This window comes from Bradyrhizobium guangdongense (genome assembly GCF_004114975.1).
Lineage (GTDB): Bacteria > Pseudomonadota > Alphaproteobacteria > Rhizobiales > Xanthobacteraceae > Bradyrhizobium > Bradyrhizobium guangdongense.
Genome location: NZ_CP030051.1, coordinates 3,337,457 through 3,364,036, shown reverse-complemented (window position 1 = coordinate 3,364,036; position 26,580 = coordinate 3,337,457). Strand labels below are relative to the sequence as shown.

At 63.9% G+C, this 26,580-nt stretch carries 25 protein-coding genes and 1 pseudogene; 13 read left to right on the top strand and 13 right to left on the bottom strand.

Annotated elements, in window-relative coordinates; all coding sequences use genetic code 11:
- Positions 1 to 102: 102 nt before the first annotated feature.
- On the bottom strand, positions 103 to 468 hold the full coding sequence (locus X265_RS15990) for a His-rich protein BRANT (protein WP_128965675.1): 366 nt from the start codon (positions 466 to 468) through the stop codon (positions 103 to 105).
- A 255-nt stretch (positions 469 to 723) separates the two neighbouring features.
- Between X265_RS15990 and X265_RS15985 the strand changes: the two genes are divergently transcribed.
- Both X265_RS15985 and X265_RS15980 read left to right on the top strand, forming a co-directional pair.
- Entirely contained in the window at positions 724 to 1,266 is a 543-nt protein-coding gene (locus tag X265_RS15985; RefSeq protein ID WP_128965674.1) for a tetratricopeptide repeat protein, read from the top strand.
- Between the two features lie 110 nt (positions 1,267 to 1,376).
- The gene (locus X265_RS15980; protein ID WP_164938618.1) at positions 1,377 to 2,762 is read left to right on the top strand and encodes a serine hydrolase domain-containing protein; all 1,386 of its coding nucleotides are present in this window, start codon (positions 1,377 to 1,379) and stop codon (positions 2,760 to 2,762) included.
- Here X265_RS15980 and X265_RS15975 read toward each other — a convergent pair.
- Positions 2,752 to 4,314 (bottom strand): S10 family peptidase, encoded by a 1,563-nt coding sequence (locus X265_RS15975; protein ID WP_128965672.1) that lies wholly within the window; start codon positions 4,312 to 4,314, stop codon positions 2,752 to 2,754. The two genes, X265_RS15980 and X265_RS15975, sit on opposite strands and share 11 nt — an antisense overlap.
- Positions 4,315 to 4,566: 252 nt before the next feature.
- Between X265_RS15975 and X265_RS15970 the strand changes: the two genes are divergently transcribed.
- The 3 genes from X265_RS15970 (at position 4,567) to X265_RS15960 (ending at position 6,601) form a co-directional block, all read left to right on the top strand.
- Positions 4,567 to 5,346, top strand: a complete 780-nt coding sequence (locus X265_RS15970) for an NAD kinase (RefSeq protein WP_128965671.1) — start codon at positions 4,567 to 4,569, stop codon at positions 5,344 to 5,346.
- 99 nt (positions 5,347 to 5,445) lie between these two features.
- The gene (locus X265_RS15965; RefSeq protein WP_008133731.1) at positions 5,446 to 5,991 is read left to right on the top strand and encodes a response regulator; all 546 of its coding nucleotides are present in this window, start codon (positions 5,446 to 5,448) and stop codon (positions 5,989 to 5,991) included.
- A gap of 31 nt (positions 5,992 to 6,022) precedes the next feature.
- Positions 6,023 to 6,601, top strand: coding sequence for an Hpt domain-containing protein (locus tag X265_RS15960; protein WP_128965670.1), 579 nt, complete (start codon positions 6,023 to 6,025; stop codon positions 6,599 to 6,601).
- Between the two features lie 123 nt (positions 6,602 to 6,724).
- On the opposite strand, the gene X265_RS15955 is transcribed toward X265_RS15960, so the two are convergent.
- The 4 genes from X265_RS15955 to folE all read right to left on the bottom strand — a co-directional run bounded on the left by X265_RS15955 (position 6,725) and on the right by folE (position 10,374).
- Positions 6,725 to 7,900, bottom strand: a complete 1,176-nt coding sequence (locus X265_RS15955) for a DUF2336 domain-containing protein (RefSeq protein ID WP_128965669.1) — start codon at positions 7,898 to 7,900, stop codon at positions 6,725 to 6,727.
- Between the two features lie 147 nt (positions 7,901 to 8,047).
- A complete protein-coding gene (locus tag X265_RS15950; protein WP_244659318.1) occupies positions 8,048 to 9,067 on the bottom strand; it encodes a lytic transglycosylase domain-containing protein in 1,020 nt (339 codons plus the stop codon).
- 164 nt (positions 9,068 to 9,231) lie between these two features.
- Entirely contained in the window at positions 9,232 to 9,654 is a 423-nt protein-coding gene (gene hisI / locus X265_RS15945; protein WP_128965668.1) for a phosphoribosyl-AMP cyclohydrolase, read from the bottom strand.
- Between the two features lie 27 nt (positions 9,655 to 9,681).
- Entirely contained in the window at positions 9,682 to 10,374 is a 693-nt protein-coding gene (folE, locus tag X265_RS15940) for a GTP cyclohydrolase I FolE (RefSeq protein WP_128965667.1), read from the bottom strand.
- 241 nt (positions 10,375 to 10,615) lie between these two features.
- On the opposite strand from folE, the gene X265_RS15935 reads away from it, so the two are divergent.
- The gene (locus X265_RS15935; protein WP_128965666.1) at positions 10,616 to 11,071 is read left to right on the top strand and encodes an iron-sulfur cluster assembly scaffold protein; all 456 of its coding nucleotides are present in this window, start codon (positions 10,616 to 10,618) and stop codon (positions 11,069 to 11,071) included.
- Between the two features lie 15 nt (positions 11,072 to 11,086).
- On the opposite strand, the pseudogene X265_RS41375 reads toward X265_RS15935, so the two are convergent.
- Together X265_RS41375 and X265_RS15925 are read right to left on the bottom strand one after the other, a co-directional pair.
- Positions 11,087 to 11,386 (bottom strand): annotated as a pseudogene (locus X265_RS41375) (hypothetical protein); the annotation flags it as partial.
- Entirely contained in the window at positions 11,344 to 12,147 is an 804-nt protein-coding gene (locus X265_RS15925; protein ID WP_245478055.1) for a COG3904 family protein, read from the bottom strand. The gene X265_RS15925 and the pseudogene X265_RS41375, both read right to left, overlap by 43 nt.
- Positions 12,148 to 12,377: 230 nt before the next feature.
- On the opposite strand from X265_RS15925, the gene yidD reads away from it, so the two are divergent.
- Complete coding sequence (gene yidD / locus X265_RS15920; protein ID WP_128969291.1) at positions 12,378 to 12,716, top strand: membrane protein insertion efficiency factor YidD; 339 nt, start codon at positions 12,378 to 12,380, stop codon at positions 12,714 to 12,716.
- Positions 12,717 to 12,808: 92 nt separating this feature from the next.
- The gene (locus X265_RS15915) at positions 12,809 to 13,021 is read left to right on the top strand and encodes a hypothetical protein (RefSeq protein ID WP_128965665.1); all 213 of its coding nucleotides are present in this window, start codon (positions 12,809 to 12,811) and stop codon (positions 13,019 to 13,021) included.
- Here X265_RS15915 and X265_RS15910 read toward each other — a convergent pair whose 3' ends face one another.
- A complete protein-coding gene (locus X265_RS15910) occupies positions 13,022 to 14,236 on the bottom strand; it encodes a hypothetical protein (protein ID WP_128965664.1) in 1,215 nt (404 codons plus the stop codon).
- A 2-nt stretch (positions 14,237 to 14,238) separates the two neighbouring features.
- Positions 14,239 to 15,606: an APC family permease gene (locus X265_RS15905; protein ID WP_128965663.1), complete on the bottom strand. Its 1,368-nt coding sequence runs from the start codon at positions 15,604 to 15,606 to the stop codon at positions 14,239 to 14,241.
- Between the two features lie 366 nt (positions 15,607 to 15,972).
- Between X265_RS15905 and X265_RS15900 the strand changes: the two genes are divergently transcribed.
- Positions 15,973 to 17,295 (top strand): alpha/beta hydrolase, encoded by a 1,323-nt coding sequence (locus X265_RS15900; protein ID WP_244659317.1) that lies wholly within the window; start codon positions 15,973 to 15,975, stop codon positions 17,293 to 17,295.
- Positions 17,296 to 17,320: 25 nt separating this feature from the next.
- Here the strand turns inward: X265_RS15900 and X265_RS15895 are convergent, their stop codons facing one another.
- Complete coding sequence (locus X265_RS15895; protein ID WP_128965662.1) at positions 17,321 to 17,713, bottom strand: hypothetical protein; 393 nt, start codon at positions 17,711 to 17,713, stop codon at positions 17,321 to 17,323.
- A 91-nt stretch (positions 17,714 to 17,804) separates the two neighbouring features.
- Positions 17,805 to 19,001, bottom strand: a complete 1,197-nt coding sequence (locus X265_RS15890; protein ID WP_128965661.1) for an MFS transporter — start codon at positions 18,999 to 19,001, stop codon at positions 17,805 to 17,807.
- An 11-nt stretch (positions 19,002 to 19,012) separates the two neighbouring features.
- Between X265_RS15890 and X265_RS15885 the strand changes: the two genes are divergently transcribed.
- From X265_RS15885 to X265_RS15870, 4 genes are all read left to right on the top strand, one after another.
- Positions 19,013 to 19,708, top strand: a complete 696-nt coding sequence (locus X265_RS15885; RefSeq protein WP_128965660.1) for a zinc ribbon domain-containing protein — start codon at positions 19,013 to 19,015, stop codon at positions 19,706 to 19,708.
- A 155-nt stretch (positions 19,709 to 19,863) separates the two neighbouring features.
- The gene (thrS, locus tag X265_RS15880; protein WP_128965659.1) at positions 19,864 to 21,906 is read left to right on the top strand and encodes a threonine--tRNA ligase; all 2,043 of its coding nucleotides are present in this window, start codon (positions 19,864 to 19,866) and stop codon (positions 21,904 to 21,906) included.
- 93 nt (positions 21,907 to 21,999) lie between these two features.
- The gene (locus X265_RS15875) at positions 22,000 to 22,563 is read left to right on the top strand and encodes a nitroreductase family protein (protein WP_128965658.1); all 564 of its coding nucleotides are present in this window, start codon (positions 22,000 to 22,002) and stop codon (positions 22,561 to 22,563) included.
- A 63-nt stretch (positions 22,564 to 22,626) separates the two neighbouring features.
- Positions 22,627 to 23,895 carry a serine hydrolase domain-containing protein gene (locus tag X265_RS15870; RefSeq protein ID WP_128965657.1) on the top strand — a complete coding sequence of 423 codons (1,269 nt, stop codon included), beginning with the start codon at positions 22,627 to 22,629 and terminating at the stop codon, positions 23,893 to 23,895.
- Here the strand turns inward: X265_RS15870 and X265_RS15865 are convergent.
- Entirely contained in the window at positions 23,881 to 26,343 is a 2,463-nt protein-coding gene (locus X265_RS15865) for a putative bifunctional diguanylate cyclase/phosphodiesterase (RefSeq protein WP_164938616.1), read from the bottom strand. The two genes, X265_RS15870 and X265_RS15865, sit on opposite strands and share 15 nt — an antisense overlap.
- Between the last annotated feature and the right edge of the window lie 237 nt (positions 26,344 to 26,580).

The window sequence follows — 26,580 nt, the reverse complement described above, 5'->3', positions numbered from 1 at the left end:
CGTCGTCAGCACCATGCGCTCCCGCACAGGGTATGACGAAACGGGCCGGCCTGAGCTCCGCACGGGGCGGCGGGCAATGGATGCCGCCCGTGGGATCAGTCGTTAGCTACGCTTCTCGGTCGTGACCGGCTTGCCGAGGTCCGGCTGCGCCTTCAGCGACTTCTTGGCCGACAGATGCTTGTGGTGATGGCGGTGCGTCCGCACGGTTTTGTGCTCGTCGGGCGTGATCGCGGCGTTGGCGTTCATCGCCTTGCTCTTGGCATCGACCTTGGCTCCCGACTTGATGTCGGCCGTCTTGGCATCGGCCTTGACGCCGGCGTCCGGTTTGGCGGCGGTGGTCGAGACCTTGTTTTGGGTCTGATCCGCCTTGATCACCGGCGCAGTCGTGGTCTTGCCGGTTTCAGCGGCGAAGGCCGGGGCTGCGATGACGGAAGCTGCGAGCAAGGCGGCGGAAATGGTCTTCAACATGCTGGTCTCCTCTTGGAAGGATCTTGAGGCGGCGCCCTCTCGCCGACCCTTCGATCATAGGTGAGAGCCTAGATGGCGCACGCTGAACCCGTTCTGAAGCGCCTGGCAGGCTTCCGTTCATCTGGATGACAAGTTTGTTATGTTGCCCGGGGAGCGCCGAACGGCTGGGGACCACCGGGAATGTTTCCACCCGCCGGGTGTTCCGGTCTTTGGGCAATCGTGTAGGATCGCCACGTTCCATACGGGAGAACTTAGATGCGCAGACTTTCCATGCTTCTGGTACCGGGCCTTGTCTCGATGGCGCTGGCGGCCGGACCGGTGCTGACGAGCGCCTATGCCGCCGGTAGCGATGATCCCTCGCCGCCGCCGAAGTCGGATAGCTCGACCAAAAAAGGAAAGAAGAAGAGCTCTTCCGTCAGCGACCCCAAATTCCTCGCGGCCTATCGCACGGCTTACACAACGATCTACGACAAGCACGATTATACGGACGCGATTGGCCAGCTGAAGCAGCTCAAGCGTGACGACGTCGCCGACGTTGCGAACCTGATCGGCTACTCCTATCGCAAGCTCGGCGACTACCAATCGTCGAAGATCTATTACGAGATCGCGCTGAAGGACGATCCGAACCACGTCCGCACCTGGCAGTATTACGGTCTCTGGCAGCTCGAGCAGGGCAACCGCGAACAGGCGCAATACCACCTGAACAAGATCGCCTCGCTCGCCGGCACCGACAGCTCCGAGTATCGCTCGCTGGCTGCCGCGCTCGACAAGCCCACCGGCGCGACGCTCGTCTACTAAGCACGGCGCATCTTTGCATGAGATGAACGGGCACAACCTTACCGGTTGTGCCCGTTCTGCTATCTCGGCTAGCCTTCGCACACCTATCTCCCTCGCAAACTGATAGCGCAATGGACAATTGGCTGCGATCCGCGATCGACTACATCAGCTCCTGGATTGAATTCCAGCAGAGCACCTTCCAGCAGCCCGGCGTCATGGTGGCTTTCGTCCACCGCGGCGAGGTCGTTGCCGAGCACGCCTTCGGCCTCGCCAATCTCGATACCGGCGAGAAGCTGACGCCGCGCCATCGCTTCCGCATCGCCTCGCACTCCAAGAGCTTTACTTCGGCCGGCGTGATGAAGCTGCGTGAGCAACGCAAGCTCCGGCTCGACGATCCCATCGGCCAATATGTCGGCAGCCTGCATCCGCGCATCGCCGAGACGACGATTGCGCAGGTGCTTTCGCACAGCGCCGGGCTGACGCGCGACGGCGCCGATTCCGGTCAGTTCATTGACAGCCGTCCCTATCTCAACGCGACCGAGCTGCTTGCGGAACTGACGCTGCCGACCGCGATCGAACCAGGCACGCGCTTCAAATACTCCAATCACGGCTTTGGCCTGATGGGCCTTGTCATCGAAGCGGTGACCAAGGAGGCTTATTCCGCGTGGATCAAGCGCGAGATCATCGAACCGGTCGGCTTGCGCGAGACCGAGCCGAATGCACCGCTTCCGAAAGGCGCGCTGTTCGCCCGCGGCCACACGCGAAAGCTGCCGCTCGGCGAGCGCTGCGTGATTCCCGGCGACAATCCCGCCCATGCGATGGCATCGGCCGCGGGCTTCGTCGCCACCGCCGCAGACACCGCGCGTTTCTTCGCCCAGCTTGCCCCGAGCGCCAAAAAGAGCGTGCTGTCGGTCACGAGCCGTCGCGAGATGACGCGACACCATTGGCGCGTGCCGCAGAGCTTCGAGGCCTATTACGGCCTCGGCGTCAACGCCGGCAAGACCGACGGCTGGGACTGGTTCGGTCATGGCGGTGGCTTCCAGGGCTACATCTCCCGGACCTGCGCCATTCCCGCTTGCGAGCTCGCAATCAGCATCCTCAGCAATTCCATCGACGGCGCGGCGCCGTTCTGGATGGACGGCGCGATGCAGATCCTGAGGGTCTTCAAGACACGCGGCGCGCCCGACCGGCGCGTGCGCGACTGGACCGGCCGCTGGTGGACGATCTGGGGGGCGACCGACCTCGTGCCCGCCGGCAACCGCGTCCTCGTCGCCAATCCGCAGTTCAACAACCCGTTCATGGATGCCGCCGAGATCGAGGTCACCGGCCGAGACACCGGCAGGCTGGCCTGGGCGGCCGGCTATTCCAGCCACGGCGAGCCCGTGCGGCGCGTCCGCGACAAGCGCGGGAGGATCAGCGACATCTGGCTCGCCGGCGCCGACATCAAGCCTGCGAACGTTGTGGCACGCGAGATCGCGCGGCGCTACCCGCCGCGCAAGAAACGCCCTACTCCCTGATCAGCGCCTCGACCTCTCCGCGAAACGCCTGACGCGACCCGTCGCGCGAATAGAACATGTGGCCGCCGGGATAGACGACGAACTTCACCCGTGACGTTGCGAAAGCCGGCAGCTGGTCGAGCGCCCGCTGCGTGCCGAAATAGGGCGTGGCAAGATCGAACAGGCCATGCGCGACCAGCACGTTCAGCTTTGCATCGGTAGCGAGGATCTGGCGGAGCTCCGATAGTGATTGTGGCGGGTTGATACCGCCGCCGAAATCCCAGTTGTGCTCGACGGCGCCGTTGAGCACTTCATAGGAGCCGTCCGGGCGCCAATTGAGTTTTCGCGTGAGCACATCAACCGCGGCGCTCGTCAGCGGCGCCTGAAGCGCATCGCCCGAGGGGTCGCCGAACCGCGAGCTGCTCGAATCCGGATAGGGATCGAAGCCGCGCACGGAAGCGTCGTAGCGGCCGGTCACCATGCCGTTCTTGCGATCGAGTTCGCGGCGGAATTCGCCGACATCGAAGCGCCCAGCGAGCCTGCGGCTCACCACCTGGTCGATGCCGGTCAGCCCAGCGACCTTGTCGGCGAGGCGATTGGTCGCCTCCTTGTCCGCCTCGCCCTTGACGAGATCAGCCAGGAATTCGCCGCGTGCATAGGCCTCTACATCGGCGAGATCGGCGCGCGTCACCGGCCCCTTGGCTTCCCGCGCCACTGCGACATAGCTCGGTAAGGTCGCGACATATTGCAGGAGGCTGGTGCCCGTGAATTCGCGGAAATCCAGCAGCGGCGACACCAGGATCAATCCCCTGACGCCGACACCGTGCTTAAGCTGCAACTGGCGCACCACCTTCGGCCCGCGGATGCCCCCATAGCTCTCGCCCGCGACGTATTTCGGCGAGGTCAGGCGGTTGTGCTTCTCGAGCCAGCGACGGATGACGAGCGCAATCGAATCGACGTCGCCGTCGACCGAATAGAATCGTTTTCGCGCATCCTCGCCGCTCGCGATGACACGGCTGTAGCCGGTGCCGACGGGATCGATGAAGACGAGGTCGGTGAAATCGAGCCAGGTCTCCGCGTTGGGCTTCACCTCGGGCGAAGCCGACGGCGACAGCCTCTCACCGTCGAGCGGCAGCCGCCAGGGCCCGACCGCGCCGAACTGGAGCCACGCCGAGGAGGCGCCCGGCCCGCCGTTAAACAGGAACGTCACCGGGCGCGTGGCGTGATCTTGGCTATCGAGCTCGTAAGACGTGGTGGCGATGTCGGCGAGCGGCTCGCCCTTGTCGTCGAATACGCGGATGGAGCCCGCAGTTGCGGTGAAATTGAGCGTTCGGCCCGGCAGGTCGAGGCTCTGCTTGGTCGTCGAGTCGCCGGGCAGACGATGCTGCTCGGCGGCCGACGGCGAGCCCGGCGCCGCAGTGCCGCCGCGCCCGCCCTTCTGCTGGCCCGCCGGCGCCGCCCCCTCCCCGCGCGGCTGCGGCGGATCGTCCGCGCGCGCCAGGCCCGCGAGCGCGAATGCCGCCACCGCCAGGACCAGGCCCGCACGGCGCAGCGTCGGCAAGCTCAAGACCATGATCGTTCTCCCTGCCCGCCCGCGCTCCGCACCTTCCCCGGCCGGAAACTTTAACAAGCAATTGCGACAGTTTGGGGATTCGAGGCCGGAGACCGGCTTCCGGGTCCATCGCCCCGGTTTGCCCTCCGGACGTAACACCGGGCTCGGGGGGCATTTGCCTTGCCGGCCGGTCATCCTCGACAATAGAGGCCGAGGTCGTATAGACGACCTCGGCGGAACTTTCTCGAGCCAGCGGCACCTGCCTGGAAGCCCATGACCAAGCCATCGCGATACGACCGGATCGCCTTCGTCGCCAGCCCGAGCAACGAAGCGCAGGCCGCCTTCCACCAGCTCACGTCGCAATACGGCAATTGCGATCCTGACGAGGCCGACGTCGTGGTCGCACTTGGCGGCGACGGGCTGATGCTTCAGACGCTGCACCACCACATGCGCTCAGGCAAGCCGATCTACGGCATGCACCGCGGCACGGTCGGCTTCCTGATGAACGAATACTCGGCACACGATCTCCGCGCGCGGCTCGCGGCGGCGCATGAATCCGAGATCAATCCGCTCTTGATGCGCGCAACCGACGTCAACGACCGCGTTCACCTGCACCACGCCATCAACGAGGTCTACCTGTTCCGGCAGACCTCCCAGGCGGCGCGCCTGCGGATCCTGATCGATGAGCGCGAGCGCATGCCCGAGCTGATCGCCGACGGGGTCATTGTGGCGACGCCGGCAGGCTCGACGGCGTACAATCTGTCGGCGCAGGGTCCAATCCTGCCCATCAACGCGGCGCTGCTGGCCCTGACGCCGATCAGCGCCTTCCGGCCAAGGCGCTGGCGCGGCGCCCTGCTGCCCAACACGGCCTATGTCGTGATCGAGGTGCTGGAGGACGACAAGCGCCCAGTTGCGGCCGTCGCCGACCACGAGGAAGTCCGCAGGGTTCGACGCGTTGAGATCCTCTCCGACAAGAGCATCTCGATGCGCATGCTGTTCGACCCTGGCCACAGCCTGGAAGAGCGCATTTTGCGCGAGCAGTTCGGGTACTGAGCCCCCTCCCGGCCCTCCTCTCGGAGGCCCGGTCGCAACCCTTCATTAACCTCCGGCGCGATATGGTTAACACCCGTTGACCGCTTTGACCCGGACGTCATGTTCCGTATCGATTTCAACAAGCTGCGCTTCCTCGTCTGCGACGACAATCCGCATATGCGCCGCATCCTGCGGACGCTGCTGCATTCGTTCGGCGCGCGCGAGGTCTATGAAGCCGAGGACGGCGCGACGGCGCTCGAAATGTACAGCCATTACGTGCCCGACATCGTCATCACCGACTGGGCGATGCCGATCTTCGACGGGCTCGAGCTTGCACAGATGATCCGGCAGCCGGAATCCAAGGGTAACCCCTACGCGCCGATCATCATGCTGACGGGGCATTCCGAGAAGCGCCGCGTCACCGTCGCGCGCGATGCCGGCGTCACCGAATTCCTGGCCAAACCGATCTCGGCCAAGGGCCTCTACCAGCGCATTCTCAACGTGGTCGCCAGTCCCCGGCCCTTCATCAAGACCAAGACCTATTTCGGCCCGGACCGGCGTCGCAACACCAACTCCGCCTATATGGGGCCGGAGCGCCGCGTCGGCGAAAAGCACGAAGTGCTCCAGCAGCCCTCGCTGCTCGACAAGGCCCGCTCCTCCATCTAGCGCAGACGTCTCACACCACGAGGCAGGCATCATGGCGAAGAACAGCGCAAAGGACATCGAGGTCAAGGCCTTTGCCACGCATCACGTCATCACGCAGCCCAATCCGCTGCGCAAGGTACTGCGCCGTGTCGAAGAAAAGGACATGGACGATCCGATTGGCCGCGCCGAGCAGGCGCTGGCCGGCCTCTCCAGCGAGTTCAAGGACTGGATGACGACCGAGGTCAACCGGCTGTCAGCCGCCCATGCCGCCATCCGCAACGAGGGCTTCACCAAGGAACGGCGCGACGAGCTATTCCACGCCGCGCACGACATCAAGGGCGACGCCGCGACGTTTGGCTTTCCGGCCGCGGCGGGAGTCGCCGAGAGCCTCTGCCGCATCATCGAGCATGCGCCGGATCTCGAGAAGGTCCCGGCCGAGCTGTTCACGCACCACATCAATGCGATCATCGCCATCGTGCACGAAAACACCAGGCTCGACAGCATCAGCGTCTCCGCCGAGCTCAGCCGCCGTCTGCGCAAGGTCGCCGACGACTATCTCGCGGACGTCAACCGCGACCGCCCCGAGCACCTCGAAGTGATCCTGGCGCCGAGCATCGTGCCGGCGGAGTAAAGGCTCCGACTCTCTCCCCTCGTCATTGCGAGCGCAGCGAAGCAATCCAGAAAGCCCTCCGCGGAGACAGTCTGGATTGCTTCGCTGCGCTCACAATGACGGAGTTTGTGGGACCGACTCGAACTAAGCCGCGATCAGATCGTCATACGCCGGGTCGATCGTATCCTCCCCGACCAGCCCGTCGCAGAACAGCCTCGCCTCTTCGCGCGCGGATTCGGTGGCGAAGCGGCGCAGCAGGACCATCAGTGGCTCGGTAGCGCCTCTGTCGGTCTCGCAATGGGTGAGGACGCGCTCAACCATGCGCCGACGCAAGCGCGCTGCGGTGTCGTCGGTGTCGACAAAGCCCTGCTCGTGGCACGCATCGAGCGCGACCTGGAACGCGGCAAACGTCGCCTCGGGCAACCCGGCGCGGCGAAGCAGCGCGTGTAGACTGTTGCCGCCGCGATCGTGCAGCAGTGCGGAAACGCGCGCCAGCGGCAGGTCGGCGAGTTCGGCAAGAGCCGCATCGAACAGGTCGAGATTGCTCGACAACAATGCGCGCAGGATCAGGCCCGCGGTGAGCTGGCCGGTGATCCGAAGATGTTTCACCAGATCCTGCATATCCTCACCGCGCGAGCGCGCTGCGATGTTCATGGTGGAGCGATCGCGCGCCTCGATCGTCATGCGCTCGGCACGGTCGGCGCTGAGCCAGTTCCGCGCCACGACGAATTGGGCCAGCGTCTCGGAGAGCTTGGCCACTAGAGCGGCACGCGTTGCGGCTGGAATGTCGTCCAGCACCAGCATTGCCTCGCGGATCGCGGCGAGATGGCCGTGTCGCTCGACAATGCGATTCCAGGAGAACGGCGCAAGCTCGGCGTGGGGGTTTTCGATCAGCTCGAGTGAGGCGGCCGCGCAGCCGACTTCGGCGATCGCAGCACACACCGAGGCCGGCAACGCGATGCGGCGGGCAACCGCGCATTGCACCTCCTCGTCGCCAGTCGCGACGATATCGACGAGATCGGCGTCGACCAGCAGCGGCGAATGTTCGAGCACGGGCAGCGCCACGGTGGGCTGGTCCGTCGACAGCGCCCGTACGATCGAGGCCGGCGCATCAAGGCTGCGTGCAAAGGCCTCGGCCATCGCCTGCCGCACCAGCGGCGAGGGATCGTCGAGCAGCATCAGCAGCGCGCCCTCGGCCGCGACACGGTCATCATGGGAAAGGTCCGAGATCAGCCAGGCCCGGGCCAACGCCCGCGTTGCCTCCGCCCGCTCACCGGCGGGCGCCGTCCTGATCCAATTGATAAACTGCCGAACAATCATGCTGCTTCCGGCTTACACAACAAACGAAAATGGTGACGGCCCGTCACCTGCAACACAAAATAAACCACGACGCTTAACAAAGCGTTCACCATAACTGGCTGGTTTTATTGATGATTTGTTAAGGGCTGGAAAGCGCGACGACGCGCGTCAGCTCGAGAACGAGCCGCTGCGATCGCTGAAGAGATCAAGCGGTTGCGGCGGACGCACGTCGGGCGTCGCCGATGCGACCGAGGTCAGCGAGGCGTTGTTGCCCCATAGTTTCTGCACTGTCGTCGAGACCGGCTGCCCGACGTCGCCGGGCTGATAGATCGAGCGAAATGCCGGCGCGGAAGGTGCATTGTCGGCGGCGGTCGTTGACGATGTCGCGCTCACCGGCGTGACGCCTCGCGCGTCCGGGAAGCTCTGGAGAAAAGCGGCGTTGTCGATCACCGGCGCGGTCGGCTGGACGCCATTGACGCTCGCGACCTGCGTGGTCGAGGGCGTAGCGCCATACATCGCCATCGCGCTGCGAGTGACCTTCGAATTCGCCGCGCTGGCGTAGCGCGCGTCAAGCACCGAATAGACTTCTGAGACGCTGCGGGCACGGCCGTCCCTGGCGTAGAAGATCGAGCGGTTGGCGGAGGCCGCGTTCGGAAACAGCCGCGCCCCAACAGCCTGCGGATTATCCTCGGCATTGGCGATTAGTTTCGCCGCGCCGCCGACGCCCATGAAATGGGCCATATAGAGCTCGCTGTCGGAGGGCCTGCGGCCGAGCAGACCGGTGAGCTTGAAACTGTTGGACTGCGTCAGCGCCGCCGCCATGCTGGAGGCAGCCTCGGGATCGTCGCGCAACTTCATGATCGACCGCTTCATGAAGGGGTCATCGACGGTGTAGCTGCCCGACGAGGTCCTGGTGATGGCATCGGCGTAGTTGCCGTACCCCAGCTGGGCTCCCGCCTCCTTCACCGTGCCAAGCCAGGTCTGGTCGATGAACTGATAGAGCCCGTGCGCGGACGAGGTCGTGGCTCCCGCGGTCGGATCGAAATCGGATTCCATCTTGGCGGTCGTCAGCATGTATTGGAAGCTGACGCCGGTTCGGTTGGAGACCTGCTTGATCGCGCCAGCCACACGCGTCTGCGACGGATCGAGAAACGCCGTCAGCGAGGCACTGGAATTGTCGACCGACATGATGGCGTGACCGGCCCGCGCGGTGTTTAAGGCGCCGGCAATTCGGACGCCTGATGGTCCACCGTGGGGCAATCATGGTTAACGCCGGGTTAATGTGGCGGCGGCGACCCCGCCCCGAGTCATTCCGGGGCATCGCGCAGCGATGAGCCCGGAAAGAAAAGTTGCTATTGCTTGTAAACGTCGTTCGGATCGAACAGCCTGTCAGCATCAACGAAGACAAGCCTTGCATCCCCACTATCGGCTTCAACCTTGCGGTAGAAACACGACCTGCGGCCGGTGTGGCAGGCGGCACCGATCTGCTCGACTCGAATCCAGACCGCATCCTGGTCGCAATCGGTGCGGATCTCGACCACGCGCTGGGTCTGACCTGACGTCTCACCTTTTCGCCACAAGGCATTGCGCGAACGGCTGAAGTACCAGGCCTCGCCCGTTGCAATCGTCCTCCGCAGCGCCTCGTCGTTCATGTACGCGACCATGAGGACGTCGCCAGTCGCGACGTCGGTCGCAACGACCGTCACGAGGCCGGCGGCATCGAACTTGGGGAGGAAGACCAGGCCTTCCTCGATCTCATGGGAGTGAGCGGACACAGCAACTCTCGCCAGTCATTCGCGAGGTCAGCGCTGCAGGCCTCGCACCAGGGACAGGAAACGAGCCTGCTCCGCCGGATTGTCGCGGAACATGCCGGTGAAACGGCTGGTGAAGGTGGAGGCGCCATGCTTGGCGACGCCGCGCACCGACATACAGGTATGCTCGGCCTCGATCAGGACGGCAACGCCGCGCGGCTTTAGGATTTCGTCGATGGCCGCCGCGATCTGCGCCGTCAGATGCTCCTGGGTCTGGAGCCGACGGGCGAAGATGTCGGTCAGACGCGCGAGCTTGGATAGGCCGACGACGCGCTCCACCGGCGTATAGGCGATATGCGCCTTGCCGTAGAACGGCATCATGTGATGCTCGCATTGCGAGGTGAACTCGATGTCACGCACCAGCACGAAGTCATCATAGCCTGCGGTCTCGCCAAACGTGCGGTCGAGCACCTCGGCCGGGCACTGATGATAACCTTGATAGAGCTCGTCGAAGGCCTCGACCACGCGGCGCGGCGTATCAATCAGGCCCTCGCGCTGCGGGTTCTCGCCGATATAGGCGAGCAGCGTCTTCACCGCCGCCTCCGCCTCGGCGCGCGCCGGGCGCGGCTGGTCGGCACGGACGGCGGCCGCGAGGAATTCGGCAGGATCGAGCTCCGCCGGGCGGCTGTCAGGCTGCCGGTCGGAAGGCTTGTTCGGGCGGATGGATTTGATCGTCGCGTCCATGTCTACTCCGTTCGACGGCCTTGCGGCCGGAGTGTCACCGGCAGACGGGGCGGACAGGCCGCCGGACGCCTGAAGAGAACTATCTGGCGAAAGGGGTCACTCGGCAATAACGCCGGCAGCGCAGATCTGGATCACCGCCAAGGCACCGCCGGGCTGTTTTTCCGCCAGTTCCGACCCTATATAGGACCGTGAACGACGCCCGCCAAGGCCGATTGGGCAGGTAAGTGTTGGACTCCATCACATGCTGAACGACATCTATAACAAACGGATCATCGAGCTGGCCGGGAATATTCCGCGGCTCGGGCGATTGCCGGACCCCGACGCCAGTGCCACTGCCCATTCCAAGTTGTGCGGCTCGACGGTGAAGGTCGACCTCAAGATGGAGGGCGACACCGTCACCGACTTCGCCCATGACGTGAAGGCCTGCGCGCTCGGACAGGCCTCTTCATCCATCATGGCAAGTCGCGTCGTCGGCTCGACTGCGAGCGAACTCCGTGAGTTACGCGAAACCGTTCGCAAGATGCTCAAGGAGAATGGCGCGCCTCCTGAAGGCAAATGGGAAGAGATCAAATTCCTCGAGCCGGTCCGCGATTACAAGGCGCGCCACGCCTCGACGCTGTTGACCTTCGATGCCGTGGTCGATGCAATCGGCCAGATCGAGGCCAAGGCGAAGCAACCGGCCACCGCGCAGGGCTGAAGCTGGACTAGGCTCTTACTTCTGCGGCGCCGCAGGTGGCGCCACCACGCCCCCGGTGGGAACCACGGCTTCCGCCGTCTTGGTCGACTTGGCAGGCTGAGAGTCTAGCTCCTGACCGAATCTGGCCTGAGTCTTCGGTGCAAGCTCCGCGACGGCAGGCGCCGTGACGTCCACATGCGGCAGCACGTCGGCCACGAGGTCCGTCGTCACGAGATTGGTCAGCTTCAGCTCGGCTGGGTCGAGCTCGTGCAGATCTTCCCAGGGCGGCACGTTCAGCGCGAGCGACAGCAGATCACCCGCACCGCCCATATCGTGACGGCAGGCGCCGTGACGTCCACATGCGGCAGCACGTCGGCCACGAGGTCCGTCGTCACGAGATTGGTCAGCTTCAGCTCGGCTGGGTCGAGCTCGTGCAGATCTTCCCAGGGCGGCACGTTCAGCGCGAGCGACAGCAGATCACCCGCACCGCCCATATCGAAGGTGTATTTGGCCAGCCGGCCGATGTCGCGTTCCACGATCATCAGATCCTGCGCGGTGTAGCTCGCAGCCTTGGCGTCGTCGGCGCGGTCGCCCATCCAGATCTGATGGACACGAACATGAGCCGCTTCCGGCACGTAGCGCTTCTTGCCGGCCAGCAGCAGGAACACGCACATGGATTCGCAATACGCTTCCGAGGCGACCGCCGGACGGGCGCCCTGCCCGCTCTTCTGCGTGATGCCGACGGTGGTGAGAAGGCCGAGCGTGCGGAAGCGCCGGCCGAGCGTGATCGCGTCGTTGACGGAACCGCCGCTGGAGTCGAGTACGACGGTGGCGCCGCCAAGCTGGCGTCCGCGGGCAAAGTCGTCAAAATCCTTCGGAGTGTCGGCGGTGATGATGCCCACCGCGCTGACCCAGCCACGGCAATTGGGCTCGCAGGCCACCCAGCTAAATTTCATCGGCAGCTTGCGCTCTTCAAGCGAGGCGCCAGCTCTGGCCGACGAACCCGATGTCGCGACGGCGCTCGCCAAGACGACACCACAAGCGACGGTTCCCACCAGCAACCAGCCGCGAAGATTGAGCGACTTCAAAAGTTTCAAACTGGTCCCTTCCCCAAGCCCCAAGGCGATTCAGGCAAGCCCCGTTTCGACGTTCCAACGAGTGTACACATGGACGTCACAAAAATGGTATCCGGGGGAATACAGATCGTCCATAGGTACTTGCTGCACTGCTCCCAAAAAGCATGCAAAATATGGCGCCTCTACAACAGCTCGCTGTTCCCTGCACTGGAACCGCGCATCAGGGCGTACAGGATGTCGGCACGGCGCATATGAAGCACTCAGCCTGCGAGCATTGTTCCGCTCCCGTCGCCGAAGCACTGCGACTGCCGCGCAGATTTGGTCGCGCGCTGATCTGGCTTTACCGGCATTCGCTATCTCCGCTGGTCGGATACAATTGCCGCCATCTACCGACCTGCTCTGTCTATGGCGATGAGGCGATCGAACGGTTCGGACTCTGGGCCGGTGGCTGGATGACGCTCGCACGCCTATTGCGCTGCAATCCCTTTGGCACGTCGGGTATCGACAATGTGCCTCTCGCCACTCCACCGGATGCGCGTTGGTATTTGCCCTGGCGCTACGCTCGCTGGCGCGGCGTGAATCCATCTTGAGCTTGCTGCAGCGCTTTGCGCATTTCTGCCCTGAGCGGAACCGGAACTCCAGTGTCGGATTGTTGTGACGCTCCCACGGGGAGGAAACAACAATGCGCTGGAAAATCAGCCCTCATTTTCATTTCAGGCGTGGCTCACATCTTGGCCTTCATCCAAGAGATCACGATCCCAGAACCGTCGACATCCTCGCGATCATCGCGCTGCTCGTGCTGGTCCTCGGCTCCGGCTGGTATCTGTCAGCAAGCCTTGCGACACCGCCGAGCACGACGGCGTTCATCGTGCCCAGCCAGAGCGTACGTTGGTAGTTAGTGGAACCAGAAGAAACGTCCCGGCGGCGGTGGAATCGGCTCGGGCGGACGTGGTCGCTTCGGCCGCGGCGGCTTCGGCGGCGGCTCGGCGGATGATGTGGTCTCCGCCGCCGGCGCGCTCTCGCTTCCCGGCACCTTCACCGCCAGCAGCAGGTTCGACTCATGCATCCGCCAGCGATAGCCGACGCCGAAATCGATCGGCTGGGCACGGGTGAATAATTCAGCGTAGCGCTCCTGGTAACGGCCGGGGAATTCCCCGATCGGTCCGAGATAGCGGCCGAACGGGAAGAACCGCCATTGCCGCGGATTGTAACTGGCGAGCGGAATGCCGGAATCGTCCTGGATAATGGTCGCGCTGTTGGCGAGCAGCCAGTCGCGGACCACGGTGAAATTGCCGGAATGCAGGAGGTAGGAGGCGCTCTTGATCAGACTGTTGCCGGGACCGAGTGTTTCGCAGAATTTCAGGAAGCCCGCCGCACGTGCGCCAGGATTGGAAAGGTCGGTGGAAAAATAATACAGGGTGCGCGCCTCGCCGTCGCTGCCGACAAAAGTGATGCGTACGCCCCGCGTGGCGTTCGGCCCCGGATTATCGTTGCCTGTATGCACTCCGCCCTTGTCGTCGAGCGCGACCATCTCGACATTGCGGATGGTTTTGCCCGAGCGCGCCAGGAAGACGTAGAGAATCGGCAAGGTACCGTTCACCTGGTTGGCGTGCAGGTCGACCTTCATCTGCTTGGTGATGAAGAAGGAAAAGCTCAGGATCGAGCCGAGCGAGCGCTCGACATTGTAGAGCGCGGCATTGACCGCGCCGCGCGGCAGCCTGGTCAGATCGGGCACCGCACCGGCCGGCTCGAGCGCACCCAGCACGTAAGTGCTGGCCTTGGAATAGAACGCGTTGGCATAGAGGAAATCCGGGCCGCTGAAGAAGTAGAACATGGTCGGCCGGGGCGCGGAGAGATTGACGTCGGACCAGTCGCGAATCTTCGATATCTGGCGCTGCTCGAGCTGGGCGAAGGCGCCATCGAAGAATTTGGCGTGATGCTGCCAGGACGGGTCCTTGGTGAGCGGCACCAGTGGGGAGTCCGCCGATGGCTGCATCCCAGCGAGGAACCGGGCGGTGTCGTCAAAGGTGACGTCGCCCGCACATGCGGACGAGATGGCCGCAGCCAAAAGGGCAAGTGCGACGGCCGCAAGTCTCATGGTTCGAAACATGTCTATTCGCGATTGTGTGATGGGGCAGCGGCGGCCGGCCGCCTGCGGAAAACAGCATAAATCAACAGACCGGAGAGCATGACGAGCATCCCTGACAGCGACTGCACGGGTCGCTCGGTCAACAGGTAGTACATCATGGACGCGGTCACGAGCAGGAAAACGAGCGGTGTGAACGGGTATCCCCAGGCGCGATACGGTCGCGGCAGATCGGGATCGGTGATGCGCAGCTTGATCACCCCGGCAACGGTGAAGAACGAGCAGAACAGCAGCGCGAACTGGATGAAATCGAGCACCGCCTCGAAGCTGCGCGTGAACAGCAGGAGATTGGCGACGGCGAGCTGAAACAGGATGGCGTAGGCCGGCGCGCCGCTCACCGATTTCTTCGAGAACACGCGCAGCGCCGGGATGTCCTCCCCCATCGTCATCATCACGCGCGGACCGATCCACATCATCGCGCTGATCGAGGAGATCAGGCCGACGCAGATCATCGCGCCGACGATCCGCCCGCCGAGACTGCCGAAGATGCTGCTCCCGGCCACACTTGCGACGTCGAGCTGGCCGGCCAGCGCACTGATCGGCGTCGAATAGAGGAACACCGCATTGAGCGCGACATAGAGCACCAACACGATCAGCGTGCCCATGAGCAGTGCGCGCGGCAGGCTCTGCTGCGGCGTGTTCATCTCGCCGATGATGTAGGTCGCAGCGTTCCAGCCCGAGAACGAATACATCACGAAGACCAGTCCGATTGCGAAAGGCGCGCTGACGATATGGGCAAGATCGCCAGCCTGGGGGGCAAAGGAGATCGGCTGCGGCGTGCCGATGACGAATCCGGCGACGAGGAAAGCGACGATCAGTACGACCTTGAGGATGGTCGAGATCAGCTGGAAGGCCGAGGAATGTCTGACGCCGGTCAATTGCACAATCGAGACCAGCCACACCACGCCGATCGCGAGCGGGATCGGCGGCAGATCGGGCATGACGGATTTGGCGTATTCGCCGAAGGCCATCGCGGCGAGGGCCACCGGCGCCGCAAAGCCGACGGTGGCCGAGACCCAGCCCGCGAGAAAGCCGAACGCCGGATGATAGGTACGGCCGAGGAAATTGTACTCCCCGCTCGAGCGCGGAAACATCGCGCCGAGCTCGCTGTAGGAGAATACGCCACACAGCGCGACGATGCCGCCAACCGTCCACAGCGCAAGGATCGAGAAGCCCGAGGGGATGTCCTTGACCTGGAAGCCGAGACTGGTGAAGACGCCGACCCCGATCATGTCTGCGACGACGATGGCGGTCGCGACCAGAACGGAAACCCCGGAGCCACCGCCAGTCAACCGCCCGATCCAGGGCGCGGTTTCCGCATCTGATGCCGTCATCTGGGTCCTTAGCCTCAGGCGTCGCGCCTCGTGGGAGGCATCGTGCAGATTGGTCCAGTCAATTCAAGCAGGGTTAACAAGGGCTAAATGAGGCGGCCAAAATAGGTAATTAGCCACCTTGAGCGACCGCTCTTGGGCAATAAACCCGTAGTCGACCGCGGAAATCCGCGCTCTCCTCCCACAATCGCGACACGATTACGTGGTCTTTTTTGAGCGTTCCGGATGGGGAGAGTTTCTCCGGACGCTTAACGTCGCCTAAACGCCAGTCGGCTCAATTATCTCAATATTGCCGATAGACGTGACTTGATAGACGTGACTTGGGGTCATGGGTGGATGGTCGGGGCCGTTCCGAAATTGAAAGCAAACATGCGTGCTGACCGGGCCGAGACGTCCGGGGCGCGCGGCCGTGCGCTTCGGATCGCCCTGATCTCAGGCTTGGTGCCACTCTCGCTCACGCTGGTTCAATGCGGCCAGTCGCCCAATCCGACAGCGCTCGCCGCGGGCTCTCAGGCCAATGTCCAGGTCGTCGCGAAGACCAATCCCCAAGCCTCCAATCCTCAAGCCAATCGACAAGCCGCAAGCGGCGACACCTTCGAAGATCGCTTTCCTGCCCCGCAGTTCAAAGAGCGCTTCCCCTCGGCGAGCGAGAGCTTCCTGCAACGGCAGATGTCCGACTTCTCGCCCAAGCGCGCCGTGCAGCAACAACCTCAGCCGGAGCAGGCGTCCTACAAGGTCGCCTCGCTCGAGCCGCAGATCCCATACAAACGTCCGCCGCGTGAGGACCTGACGACCCTCGTCAGCATGAAGTCCTCGGCCTTCCCCTATTTCGGCAACAACCCCGCCTCCGACGCGCCCTTCCTCAACATCTCCAAGGGCGACCGCCGCGGGCATCGCAGCTTCTCGGGGCGCGTGTTCTGGCAGGACGAGACCTACAATGACAGCCGCGTGCTGGTGCACGTCCCCGAGCATTTCGATGTGCGCAAGCCTGGCGTGATCGTGGTGTTCTTCCATGGCAATGGCGCGACGCTCGAGCGCGACGTGCGGGACCGCCAGCTCGTGCCGCAGCAGATCACCGCGTCCGGCGCCAACGCCGTGCTGCTCGCCCCCCAGATGGCCGTTGACGCGGCCGATTCCAGCGCCGGAAAATTCTGGCAGCCCGGCGGCCTCAAGCGCTTCATGGAGGAATCGGCGAACCACCTCGCCCGGCTCACCGGCGATCCCAACAGCGCGCGCGCCTTCGCCAACATGCCGATCGTGATCGTCGGCTACAGCGGCGGCTTCCTGCCCACCGCCTGGAGTCTCGAGGTCGGCGGCATCAGCGATCGCGTCCGCGGCGTCGTGCTGCTCGATGCGGTCTATGGCGAGATGGACAAATTCGCGTCCTGGATCGAGAGCCACCGCTCCGGCTTCTTCGTCAGCTCCTACACTCACTACACCGCACGGCGCGACCACGAGCTGATGAGCATGCTCAGGCAAAAGGGTATCAGCGTGTCCGAGGACATGGATGGACCCTTGCGCCCCGGCAGCGTCGTTTTCGTCGAAACCGGCGATGGCATTACCCATCGCGACTACGTCAACCGCGCGTGGACGCAGTATCCGCTCAAGGATGTGCTGGTGAAGATGTCCGCAACGCCGGCGCTGGCACTGGCCCGCGTCGCCAGCACCGCTTCGTCGGCATCGAACCGATAATTTTCCGCTCTTCTTCAGCTCTTCTTCAGCTCTTGGGCAGCTTCGGAATGCTTTCGGCAAAGCCGTTGAAGCAGGCCAGACGCTCGTCCTCTTCCTTGAGGAAACGGCAGTCGGCGACACCCTTGGCCTTGGGCGCCTTGGGCTTCGGCGCCGGCGGAATGACCGCGTCGTAGCAGTTGAGACGGTCCTTGGTGCCGTCATCGATGTCGAGGCAGGCCTGGAGCCGTACGGCGATCGATTGCGGCTTGCCTTTTGGTGCCGCCGCGGCCGGCTTGGCAGCCGCCTCCTTGGTCCCAGCCTTGGTCCCCTTGGGCTTCACCTGCACCAGTGGCTTGTCCCCCACCATCGGAGGCTTGTCGGTCTGCGCCAACGCGGAGGCTGAATAGAGCACCGCGGCAACCGCCAGAATCATCCTCATCTCAGTCAACTCTCTTTGGTCCCCACGACTGGCCTTCTAGCGCTCTGATGCGCGGTTTGCCAAGCACCTTGCAGAGACGAAAACGCCTGATTCAGGCCTTGGCGGCAGCCGGCGGCCGGGGCTGGGTCACGATCACCAGGATCACCGCCAGCACGACGAAGCCGACCGCCACGAAGCCAAGCATATGCAGCTGCTCGCGGGCGAATAGCATCCCGCCAACGGCTGAGCCGACGGCCTGTCCGATATAGAGGACCGATGTATTGAGCGCGACGGTCGCCGACGCCAGCGGCGGCGCGGCCGCGACCAGTCGCACCTGCTGCATCGAATTAGTCGAGGCAAAGCCAAGCCCCCAGATCGCGACCGCGCCCGCCATCAGCACGAGCGTGCCGGCACCGAGCGCCCAGCCCGTCATCCCCGCAAGCAACAGGCAAGTGAACAGCACGGAGGTGCGGTAAGGCCCCGCGGTGTCGACGATGCGGGTCGCGATGACGAGGCCGAGAAAGCCGCAGACGCCGTAGAGCGCAAACACGAGGCCGATCGCATTGGGGCCGGCGCCGGTGAGCTTGTTGAGCAGCGGCCCCATATAGGTGAACACCACGAACTGCCCCGACATTTGCAGCATGGTGATCGCAAGCAGGAGCAGGATGATCCTGCTGCGGCCGACCTCGGCCCAGGTCTTCAGATCCACGGGGGCGCCCTTCAAGCCTCCCGGCAGCCGCATCAACAAGAACAGGCAGCTGATGCAGCCGAGCGCACCGATTTCGCCATAGGCGGCGCGCCAGCCATAATGGCTGGCGATCAAGGTGATCAGCGGGAGCCCTGCGGCGGCGGCGAGCGACCAGCCCAGGAAGATATAGGCAATCGTGCTGCCGCGCCGCTCCGCCGGCACGATCAGCGCCGCCGTGCCCGCGGCCTGCGGTGTGTACAAGGCACCGACCGCGAGCATCGCCAGGCGGATGCCGAGGAGGGTCGTGTAATCGGGCGCAAAGGCAGAGGCAAGGTTGCCGAGGGCCAGCGCGGCGAGCGTCGTGGTGAGCAGGATCCGCCGTTCAACGCGGCTGGTCAGCCACGCCGTCAGCGGAGAGCCGATGCAAAGCACGATCGCACCAAAGGTGATGAGGAGCCCGGCTGCGTGGATGCTGACATCGAGCCCGCTCGCCAATTCCGGCAGCATGCCCGCCGGCGCCAGCACCGAGCAGCCGGTGACGAGATTGCCGAGCATCAGGGCGGTGGGAGCGAAACGGCGGGTCACGCCGCAACCATAGCAGCTATTCCCATGCAATTGCATGAAATATAGTCATGCGTCGCATGATCCTGCGGATGGGGACTGGGCAACTCCGTGCGGCTGAACATAATGAGAGCGGTTGGGAAACGGGGGCTCTCATGATCATCTGGGGTACGTACGTTACACGAAAAATCGTGCAGACGGGGCAGTTCTATTGCCCCGGCTGCGCGCAACACCGCAGCTACAACCTGCGTAGGCCCAAGAAATGGGGACATCTCTACTGGATTCCAATCATTCCGATGGAAGAGCTCGATCGCTACGTCGAATGCAACGCCTGCAGCAAGGCCTGGAATGAATCCGTCTTGCAACATGATCCGATCAAGGAGCAACAGGAGCGGGATTTGAAGTTGGCGGCCATGATTGCCCGCTTGATGACGCTCATGTCCGGAGAGCGGGACGTGAGTTCCGAGCTTGCCAATCGGATCGTCGAGGCGAGCAAGGCGCCGCTCGGCGTTTCGACTACGCCAGCGGAAGCCTTCTGCGCCGTCACCGCGATGGAGGATCCGAACGAGATCTTGGCCGATGCCGCGAAGCAGGCAGCCTATCTGACCGATCGTGGCAAGGAAGCCGTCTTGCGAGCCGTGATATCCGTCGCACCGAACCAATCGATGAGAGAGCGCGAATTCGCGCTTGCGGATACGATCGGCCGTCAATTCGGGATGACGCCGGCCCATGTGAAGGGCGTGGTGGACGATATGACGATCGATTAACGGGCGCAGCCGCTTGGCTCGAATGTGGCGGGAAGCGGCCGTAAATGCGGATTTTGCCTGCTCGCCCCGATTGCGCTGCCCGATTCGCCTGCTATACCGGCCCCTTCCCCGCTTACCTGCGCTCGTTCGCAGGAGTGAGCTTCAGGAGAAAAGCAATGTCCGACCAGCCCAAATCCGAATCCGGCTTCCAATATTCCCTCAGCAATCTTAAGCCCGTGACACCCGCCGCCAAGGTCACCCTCACCTTCCCCGACGGCGCCCAGCGCCAATACGACAAGAGCATCACCGGCCTCGACATCGCCAAGGGCATCTCGCCGTCGCTGGCCAAGCGCACGGTGGCGATGGCGCTCGACGGTGTGCTCGCCGATCTCAACGACCCCATCGAAGCCGATGCGAAGATCGAGCTGGTGGGCCGCGACGATCCGCGCGCACTGGAATTGATCCGTCACGACTGCGCGCACGTGCTCGCCGAAGCCGTGCAATCGCTGTGGCCGGGCACGCAGGTAACCATCGGCCCGGTGATCGAAAACGGCTTCTATTACGACTTCTTCCGCAACGAGCCGTTCACGCCGGAAGATTTCGCCGCGATCGAAAAGAAAATGCGCGAGATCATCGCGCGCGACAAACCCTTCACCAAGGAAGTCTGGGACCGCGAAAAGACCAAGCAGGTGTTTCGCGACAAGGGCGAGGCCTTCAAGGTCGAGCTGGTCGACGCCATTCCCGGCAACGAGCCGATCAAGATTTACTACCAGGGCGACTGGTTCGATCTGTGCCGCGGCCCGCACATGACCTCGACCGGCAAGGTCGGCAATGCCTTCAAATTGATGAAGGTGGCCGGCGCCTATTGGCGCGGTGATTCCAACAACCCGATGCTGACCCGCATCTACGGCACGGCCTTCGCCAAGCAGGAGGACCTCGACGCTTACCTCAAGCAGATCGAGGAAGCCGAGAAGCGCGATCATCGAAAGCTCGGACGCGAGCTCGACCTCTTCCACTTCCAGGAGGAAGGTCCGGGCGTGGTGTTCTGGCATCCGAAGGGCTGGACCATCTTCCAGCAGTTGATCGCCTATATGCGCCGCCGCCTCACCGGCCATTACAGCGAGGTCAACGCGCCGCAGATCCTCGACAAGGTGCTGTGGGAGACTTCGGGCCACTGGGGCTGGTACCGCGAGAACATGTTCGCGGCCCAGTCCGCCGGCGACGAGGCCGAGGACAAGCGCTGGTTTGCGCTCAAGCCGATGAACTGCCCGGGTCACGTCCAGATCTTCAAGCACGGCCTGAAGAGCTACCGCGACCTGCCGCTGCGGCTCGCCGAGTTCGGCGTGGTGCATCGCTACGAGCCGTCGGGCGCCATGCACGGCCTGATGCGCGTACGCGGCTTCACCCAGGACGACGCGCATATCTTCTGCACCGAGGACCAGCTCGCCGAGGAATGCCTGAAGATCAACGATTTGATCCTGTCGACCTATGCCGACTTCGGCTTCACCGGCGATCTCACCGTGAAGCTGTCGACGCGGCCGGAGAAACGCGTCGGCACCGATGCGATGTGGGATCACGCCGAGCGGGTGATGGCGACGGTGCTGCGCGAGATCCAGGCGCAGAACAATCACATCAAGACCGAGATCAGCCCGGGCGAAGGCGCGTTTTACGGGCCGAAGTTCGAATATGTGCTGCGCGACGCCATCGGCCGCGACTGGCAGTGCGGCACCACGCAGGTCGACTTCAACCTGCCGGAGCGGTTCGGCGCCTTCTACATCGACCATGACGGCGGCAAGAAACCGCCCGTGATGGTGCACCGGGCGATCTGCGGCTCGATGGAACGCTTCATCGGCATCCTGATCGAGCACTATGCCGGCAACTTCCCGCTCTGGCTCTCCCCGGTGCAGGCGGTGGTCACGACCATCACTTCCGAAGGCGACGAATACGCCAAGGTGGCGCTGGAGCAGGCGCGGCGCGCGGGCCTTCGGGTCGAGATCGACCTGCGCAACGAGAAGATCAACTACAAGGTCCGCGAGCATTCGCTGGCCAAGATTCCGGCGCTGCTCGTGGTCGGCAAGAAAGAGGCCGAGACTCATTCGGTCTCCGTCCGGCGGCTCGGCAGCGACGGCCAGAAGGTGATGACGACCGCGGAGGCCATCGCAGCGCTGGTCGACGAGGCGACCCCGCCTGACGTCCGGCGGGCGCGTGGCGCAGTCTGATCCCTGAAATCGATCTAAACTCGCTTTCGGTTGCGGGCGTGCATGCCTATCTGGGCATGGCACGCCCGACGACCAGCCGAAGAGACCATCACAATGCTTGACGCCATCGAACTCCTGAAGACCCGCCGCTCGGTCAAGCCGCGCGAGATGACCGGCCCCGGCCCCTCGCCGGCCGAGCTCGAAACCATTCTCACCATCGGCGCGCGCGTGCCTGATCACGGCAAGCTCGCGCCCTGGCGCTTCATCGTTTTCGAGGGCGAGGCACGCCAGCGCGCCGGCGAGGTGATTGCCAAGGTCTTTGCCCGCAAGAATCCAGGTGCGCCCGCCGCCGATATCGAGATCGAGCGCAAGCGCCTCACCGATGCGCCGCTGGTGATCGGCATCGTCAGCTTCACCAAGCCGCATCCGAGGGTGCCGGCCTGGGAGCAGGAATTGTCGGCAGGCGCCAGCGCCATGAACATCGTCACGGCGGCGACGGCTCTCGGTTACGGCGCGGCCTGGCTGACAGGCTGGTTCGCCTTCGACCGCGACGTGCTTGATGGCCTGGGCCTCAAGGCGGACGAGAAACTCGCCGGCCTCATCCACATCGGCAAGCCGACCAGGCCGAGCGAGGATCGTCCGCGCCCGGTCCTGTCTGACATCGTGACGCGTTTTTAATCGAAGACTTGTTGACGCTCCTGACGTCTTGCGGCTTTGTTCCCGACGAGGGAGGAAGCCCTGATGAAGCGTCGTGAATTTCTGGTCGGGGCCACGATGCTGGCCGGCACGATGGCGCGGAGCCGCGCCGGCGACATCCCCGCCCCCTCCGCAGACGGGATGCGGCGCATCACCTCGTTCTTCGAGAACGAGGTCACCACCGGCCGATTGCCGGGGGCGATCGTACTGGTCCAGCAGCACGGCAAGCCTGTCTATTTCAAGATGTTCGGCGTGCGCGACGTGAGGACGCGGCTGTCGATGACGCCGGACACGATCTTCGCGATCCATTCCATGACCAAGCCGATCACCAGCCTCGCTGCGATGATGCTGATCGACGAGGGCAAGCTCGCGCTCACCGATCCCGTGTCGAAATACGTCCCGCTCTTCGCCGGCACCAAGGTGGGTCTCGAGGTCACCAAGCCCGACGGTTCGCTGTCGCTCGATCTGGTGCCTCCGATTCGTCCCGTGACGATCAGGGATCTGATGCGGCACACCTCCGGCATCAGCTACGACTATATCGGCGGCAAATGGGTCGAGCTCGCCTACAAGGAGGCCGACATCTTCGCCGGCCAGTTCGACAACAGGGAATTTGCCGATCGCATCGCCAAGCTGCCGCTGGCGCGGCAGCCGGGCACGTTGTGGCGTTACGGTCATTCCACCGATGTGCTCGGCAGCGTCATCGAGATCATCACCGGGCAGAATTTGTACGACGCCTTGAAGCAACGCATTCTCGATCCGCTCGGCATGACCAACACGAAATTCGTGCTGTCGACACCGGACGAGATCGAGCGCATGGCGCGGCCGCTGCCGAGCGACCAGATCCTGCTCGATGCCGAGCGCGAACGGCTTGCTCATCGAGAATGGCAATCCGGCGGCGGCGGCCTGCTCTCGACCATCACCGACTATCAGCGCTTTTCGCAGATGCTGCTCAACGGCGGCGAGTTCGACGGCAAGCGCTATCTCAGCCCGGCCGCCTTCAAGGACATGACGACCGATCAGATCGGACCGGGCTCCGGCGTCGGGCGCGACTATTTCTATTTCCCGGGCGACGGCTTTGGCTATGGCTATGGTCTCGCGGTACGCACCGATCCCGGCGACGCGAAACCGCCGCCGCCGGGCTCGCTCGGCGAGTTGAAATGGGACAGTGGCAGCGGCACCTATTTCGGCGTCGATCCCAAGCTCGATATGGTCTACCTCCTGATGCAGCAGACCCAGAACGAGCGTGGCCGCATCACCCCGGCGTTCAAGGCGCTGGTCTACGATTGCTATCCCGAGGCGCTACGCCGCCCGTGAAGCGCGCTGGCCGAAATCGGCCAGCAACTTTGCGATCTCCGCCGCCGGCCGCGCAGCGCTGAACAGGAAGCCCTGCACCTCGTTGCAGCCTTCGGCGCGGAGCCAGTCGAGCTGGTCCTCGGTTTCGACGCCTTCCGCGGTCGTCGTGATGTTGAGGCTGCGACCGAGCCCGGAGATCGCGCGCACGATCGCTCCGCAATCGGGCCGCTGCGCCAGATCCTTGACGAAGGAGCGGTCGATCTTGATCTTGTCGAACGGGAAGCTGCGCAGATAGCTCAGGCTGGAAGAGCCGGTGCCGAAATCGTCCATGGAGATGCCGACGCCGAGCTCGCGGAGCTGATGCAGAATCGCGAGGTTGGCATCGGTCTCGGCGAGGAAGATCGACTCGGTGATCTCGAGCTCGAGCCGCCTCGGCGACAGGCCGGATTGCCCCAGCGCCGAGATCACGACCTGAACCAGATTGCGGCTGCGGAACTGCGCGGGCGACAGATTGACCGCAACCTTGACGTCAGCGGGCCAGTTCACCGCTTCCGCGCAGGCCTCGCGCAGCACCCACTCGCCGAGCTGCGTGATCAGGCCGATGTCCTCGGCTACCGGAATGAACTCGGCCGGCGAGATCATGCCCTTGTCGGGATGACGCCAGCGCAACAGCGACTCGAAGCCGGAGATACGGTCGGAGGCGATCGACACCAGCGGCTGGTAGTGCAGCTCGAACTCGCCATTGGCAAAGGCGCGGCGCAGATCGAGCTCCATGTCGCGGCGCTTCTGCGCCTGGAGATCCATCTCGCGCTCGAAGAAATGGTGCACGCCACCGCCGTCGGATTTCGCCCGGTACAACGCCATGTCGGCGTTGCGCATCAATTCCTCCGATGTCACGCCGTCGCCCGGGGACAGCGCGATGCCGATGCTGGCGCCGATCACCATCTCCTGACCGTCGATGTCGTAGGGCGACTTCAGCATGTCGATCAGCAAGGTCGCGCAGGCGCTCGCCTCGTTCGGCGAGACGTCGGCCGCCAGAATCACTGCGAATTCGTCGCCGCCGAGCCTCGCCGCGAGATTGGCGCCGCGAACCGCGGTGGTCAGGCGTTCGGCGACCTGCTTGAGCAGGCGGTCGCCTGCGGGATGCCCGAAGGAATCGTTGATGTTCTTGAACAGGTCGAGATCGATATAGAGCACGCCGACGCGCTTGCCGCCGGCCTGGTCGAGCGCCTGCTTCAAGCGCTCCCGGAAATATTCCCGGTTCGGCAGATCGGTAAGTCCGTCATGATGGGCCATGTGGGCAATCCGCGCCTCGGCCCTGCGGCGCTCGGTGATGTCGACCACCGCGACCAGATAGCCGTCGCGATCGCCGAAGACGACGCGACGGCCGAACGTCAGCACCTCGATCTCGCTGCCGTCGGCCCGCAGGTGCCGCCAGTTGCGCGAGGAATGATAGGCATCGCCGATGCGTTCGAGCGCCTCGGCGTGACTGTCGCACTCGTCCTCCGGCCAGATCTCGTGCAGCTTCACGCGGAGAAACGCCGCGCGGCTGTAGCCGTAATGCTGGACTGCCGCATCGTTGACGCCAAGGAACTGCTTGGTTTCGGCGTCGAACACCCACATCGGCATCGGATTGTTGTCGAACAGCAGGCGAAACGAGGCGTCGCGCCGCTTCAGGGCCGTGACGTCGGAGATCGTCAGCGAGACCACGTCGGCGAACGCGGTGGCGCTGAGCCGGAGGTAGCGGCCGTCGTGCTCGATCTCGAGCTGCTCGCCGCGACCGCCGGAGACGGCCTTGAGCAGGAATTCCATGATCTCGGGCGCGGCCAGCAGCGTGTTGCCCTCGCCGATCCGCCGCCACAACAAGCCGGCGCTTTCGACCTTCAACAGCAGCCCCGCGCTCTTGTTGTGATGCACGATCTGCAGATCGAAGGGCCTGCCACCAGCGTCACGTAGCGTCGCCAGCGAGACCACCGCATCGTCGGTCGCGGCGAAGATCGCGTCCAGCAGATTGTACTGCGCGCCGCGCTCGTTGACGTAGACCCCCACGAGCTTGGCGCCCCAACGCGAGGCCGTCGGCATTGCCAGCAGATCGTAGGTCCGGACCATGCCGTCGCGCACGCAGTGTGCGCTGGCCTGGTGCGGCTGTCCGCTGCGGAGCGCGTTTGCCACGGCTTCCGACAGCGCGGTGGCGCAATCCGGCGACAGCTCCGCGACCGGAATGTCCCAACGTTCCTCGCCGAGCCATTTCTGCACATAACGTCCGCTGCGCGACAGCTCGAGCGTACCCTCGCCTCTGAGCAGCGCGATATGATCGGCCAGCCGTCCGAGGCTACCGAGCATCACGTCCTCATATCGCGGCAGCCGGTCACCCGGCTTCAACGCCGCGCGCCATTTGCGCTGAAGCACCGGGATGTCGTCAAACATTTCGGTGGCCGGTTTGCCCGGCATCTTCTTCGCGGCACTCATTGCAGTCCCCAACGCACTATCGCGCCGCATCCAAGGCAACCACACTTAATGCCTTGTAAAGAGCGCCCCGCCGCGGGTTCCATTCGGCTGATATGACAGTTTTAAGTCGAGCGATGGTTAGCGTGTTTTAGAGACTATGACAGTTGTGCAAAGGCGATGCCTTGGATCTGCACACAGGTGCAGCCACAACGTCATGCGAGCGCAGCGAAGCAATCCAGAATTCCGCTGTGGAAAGAC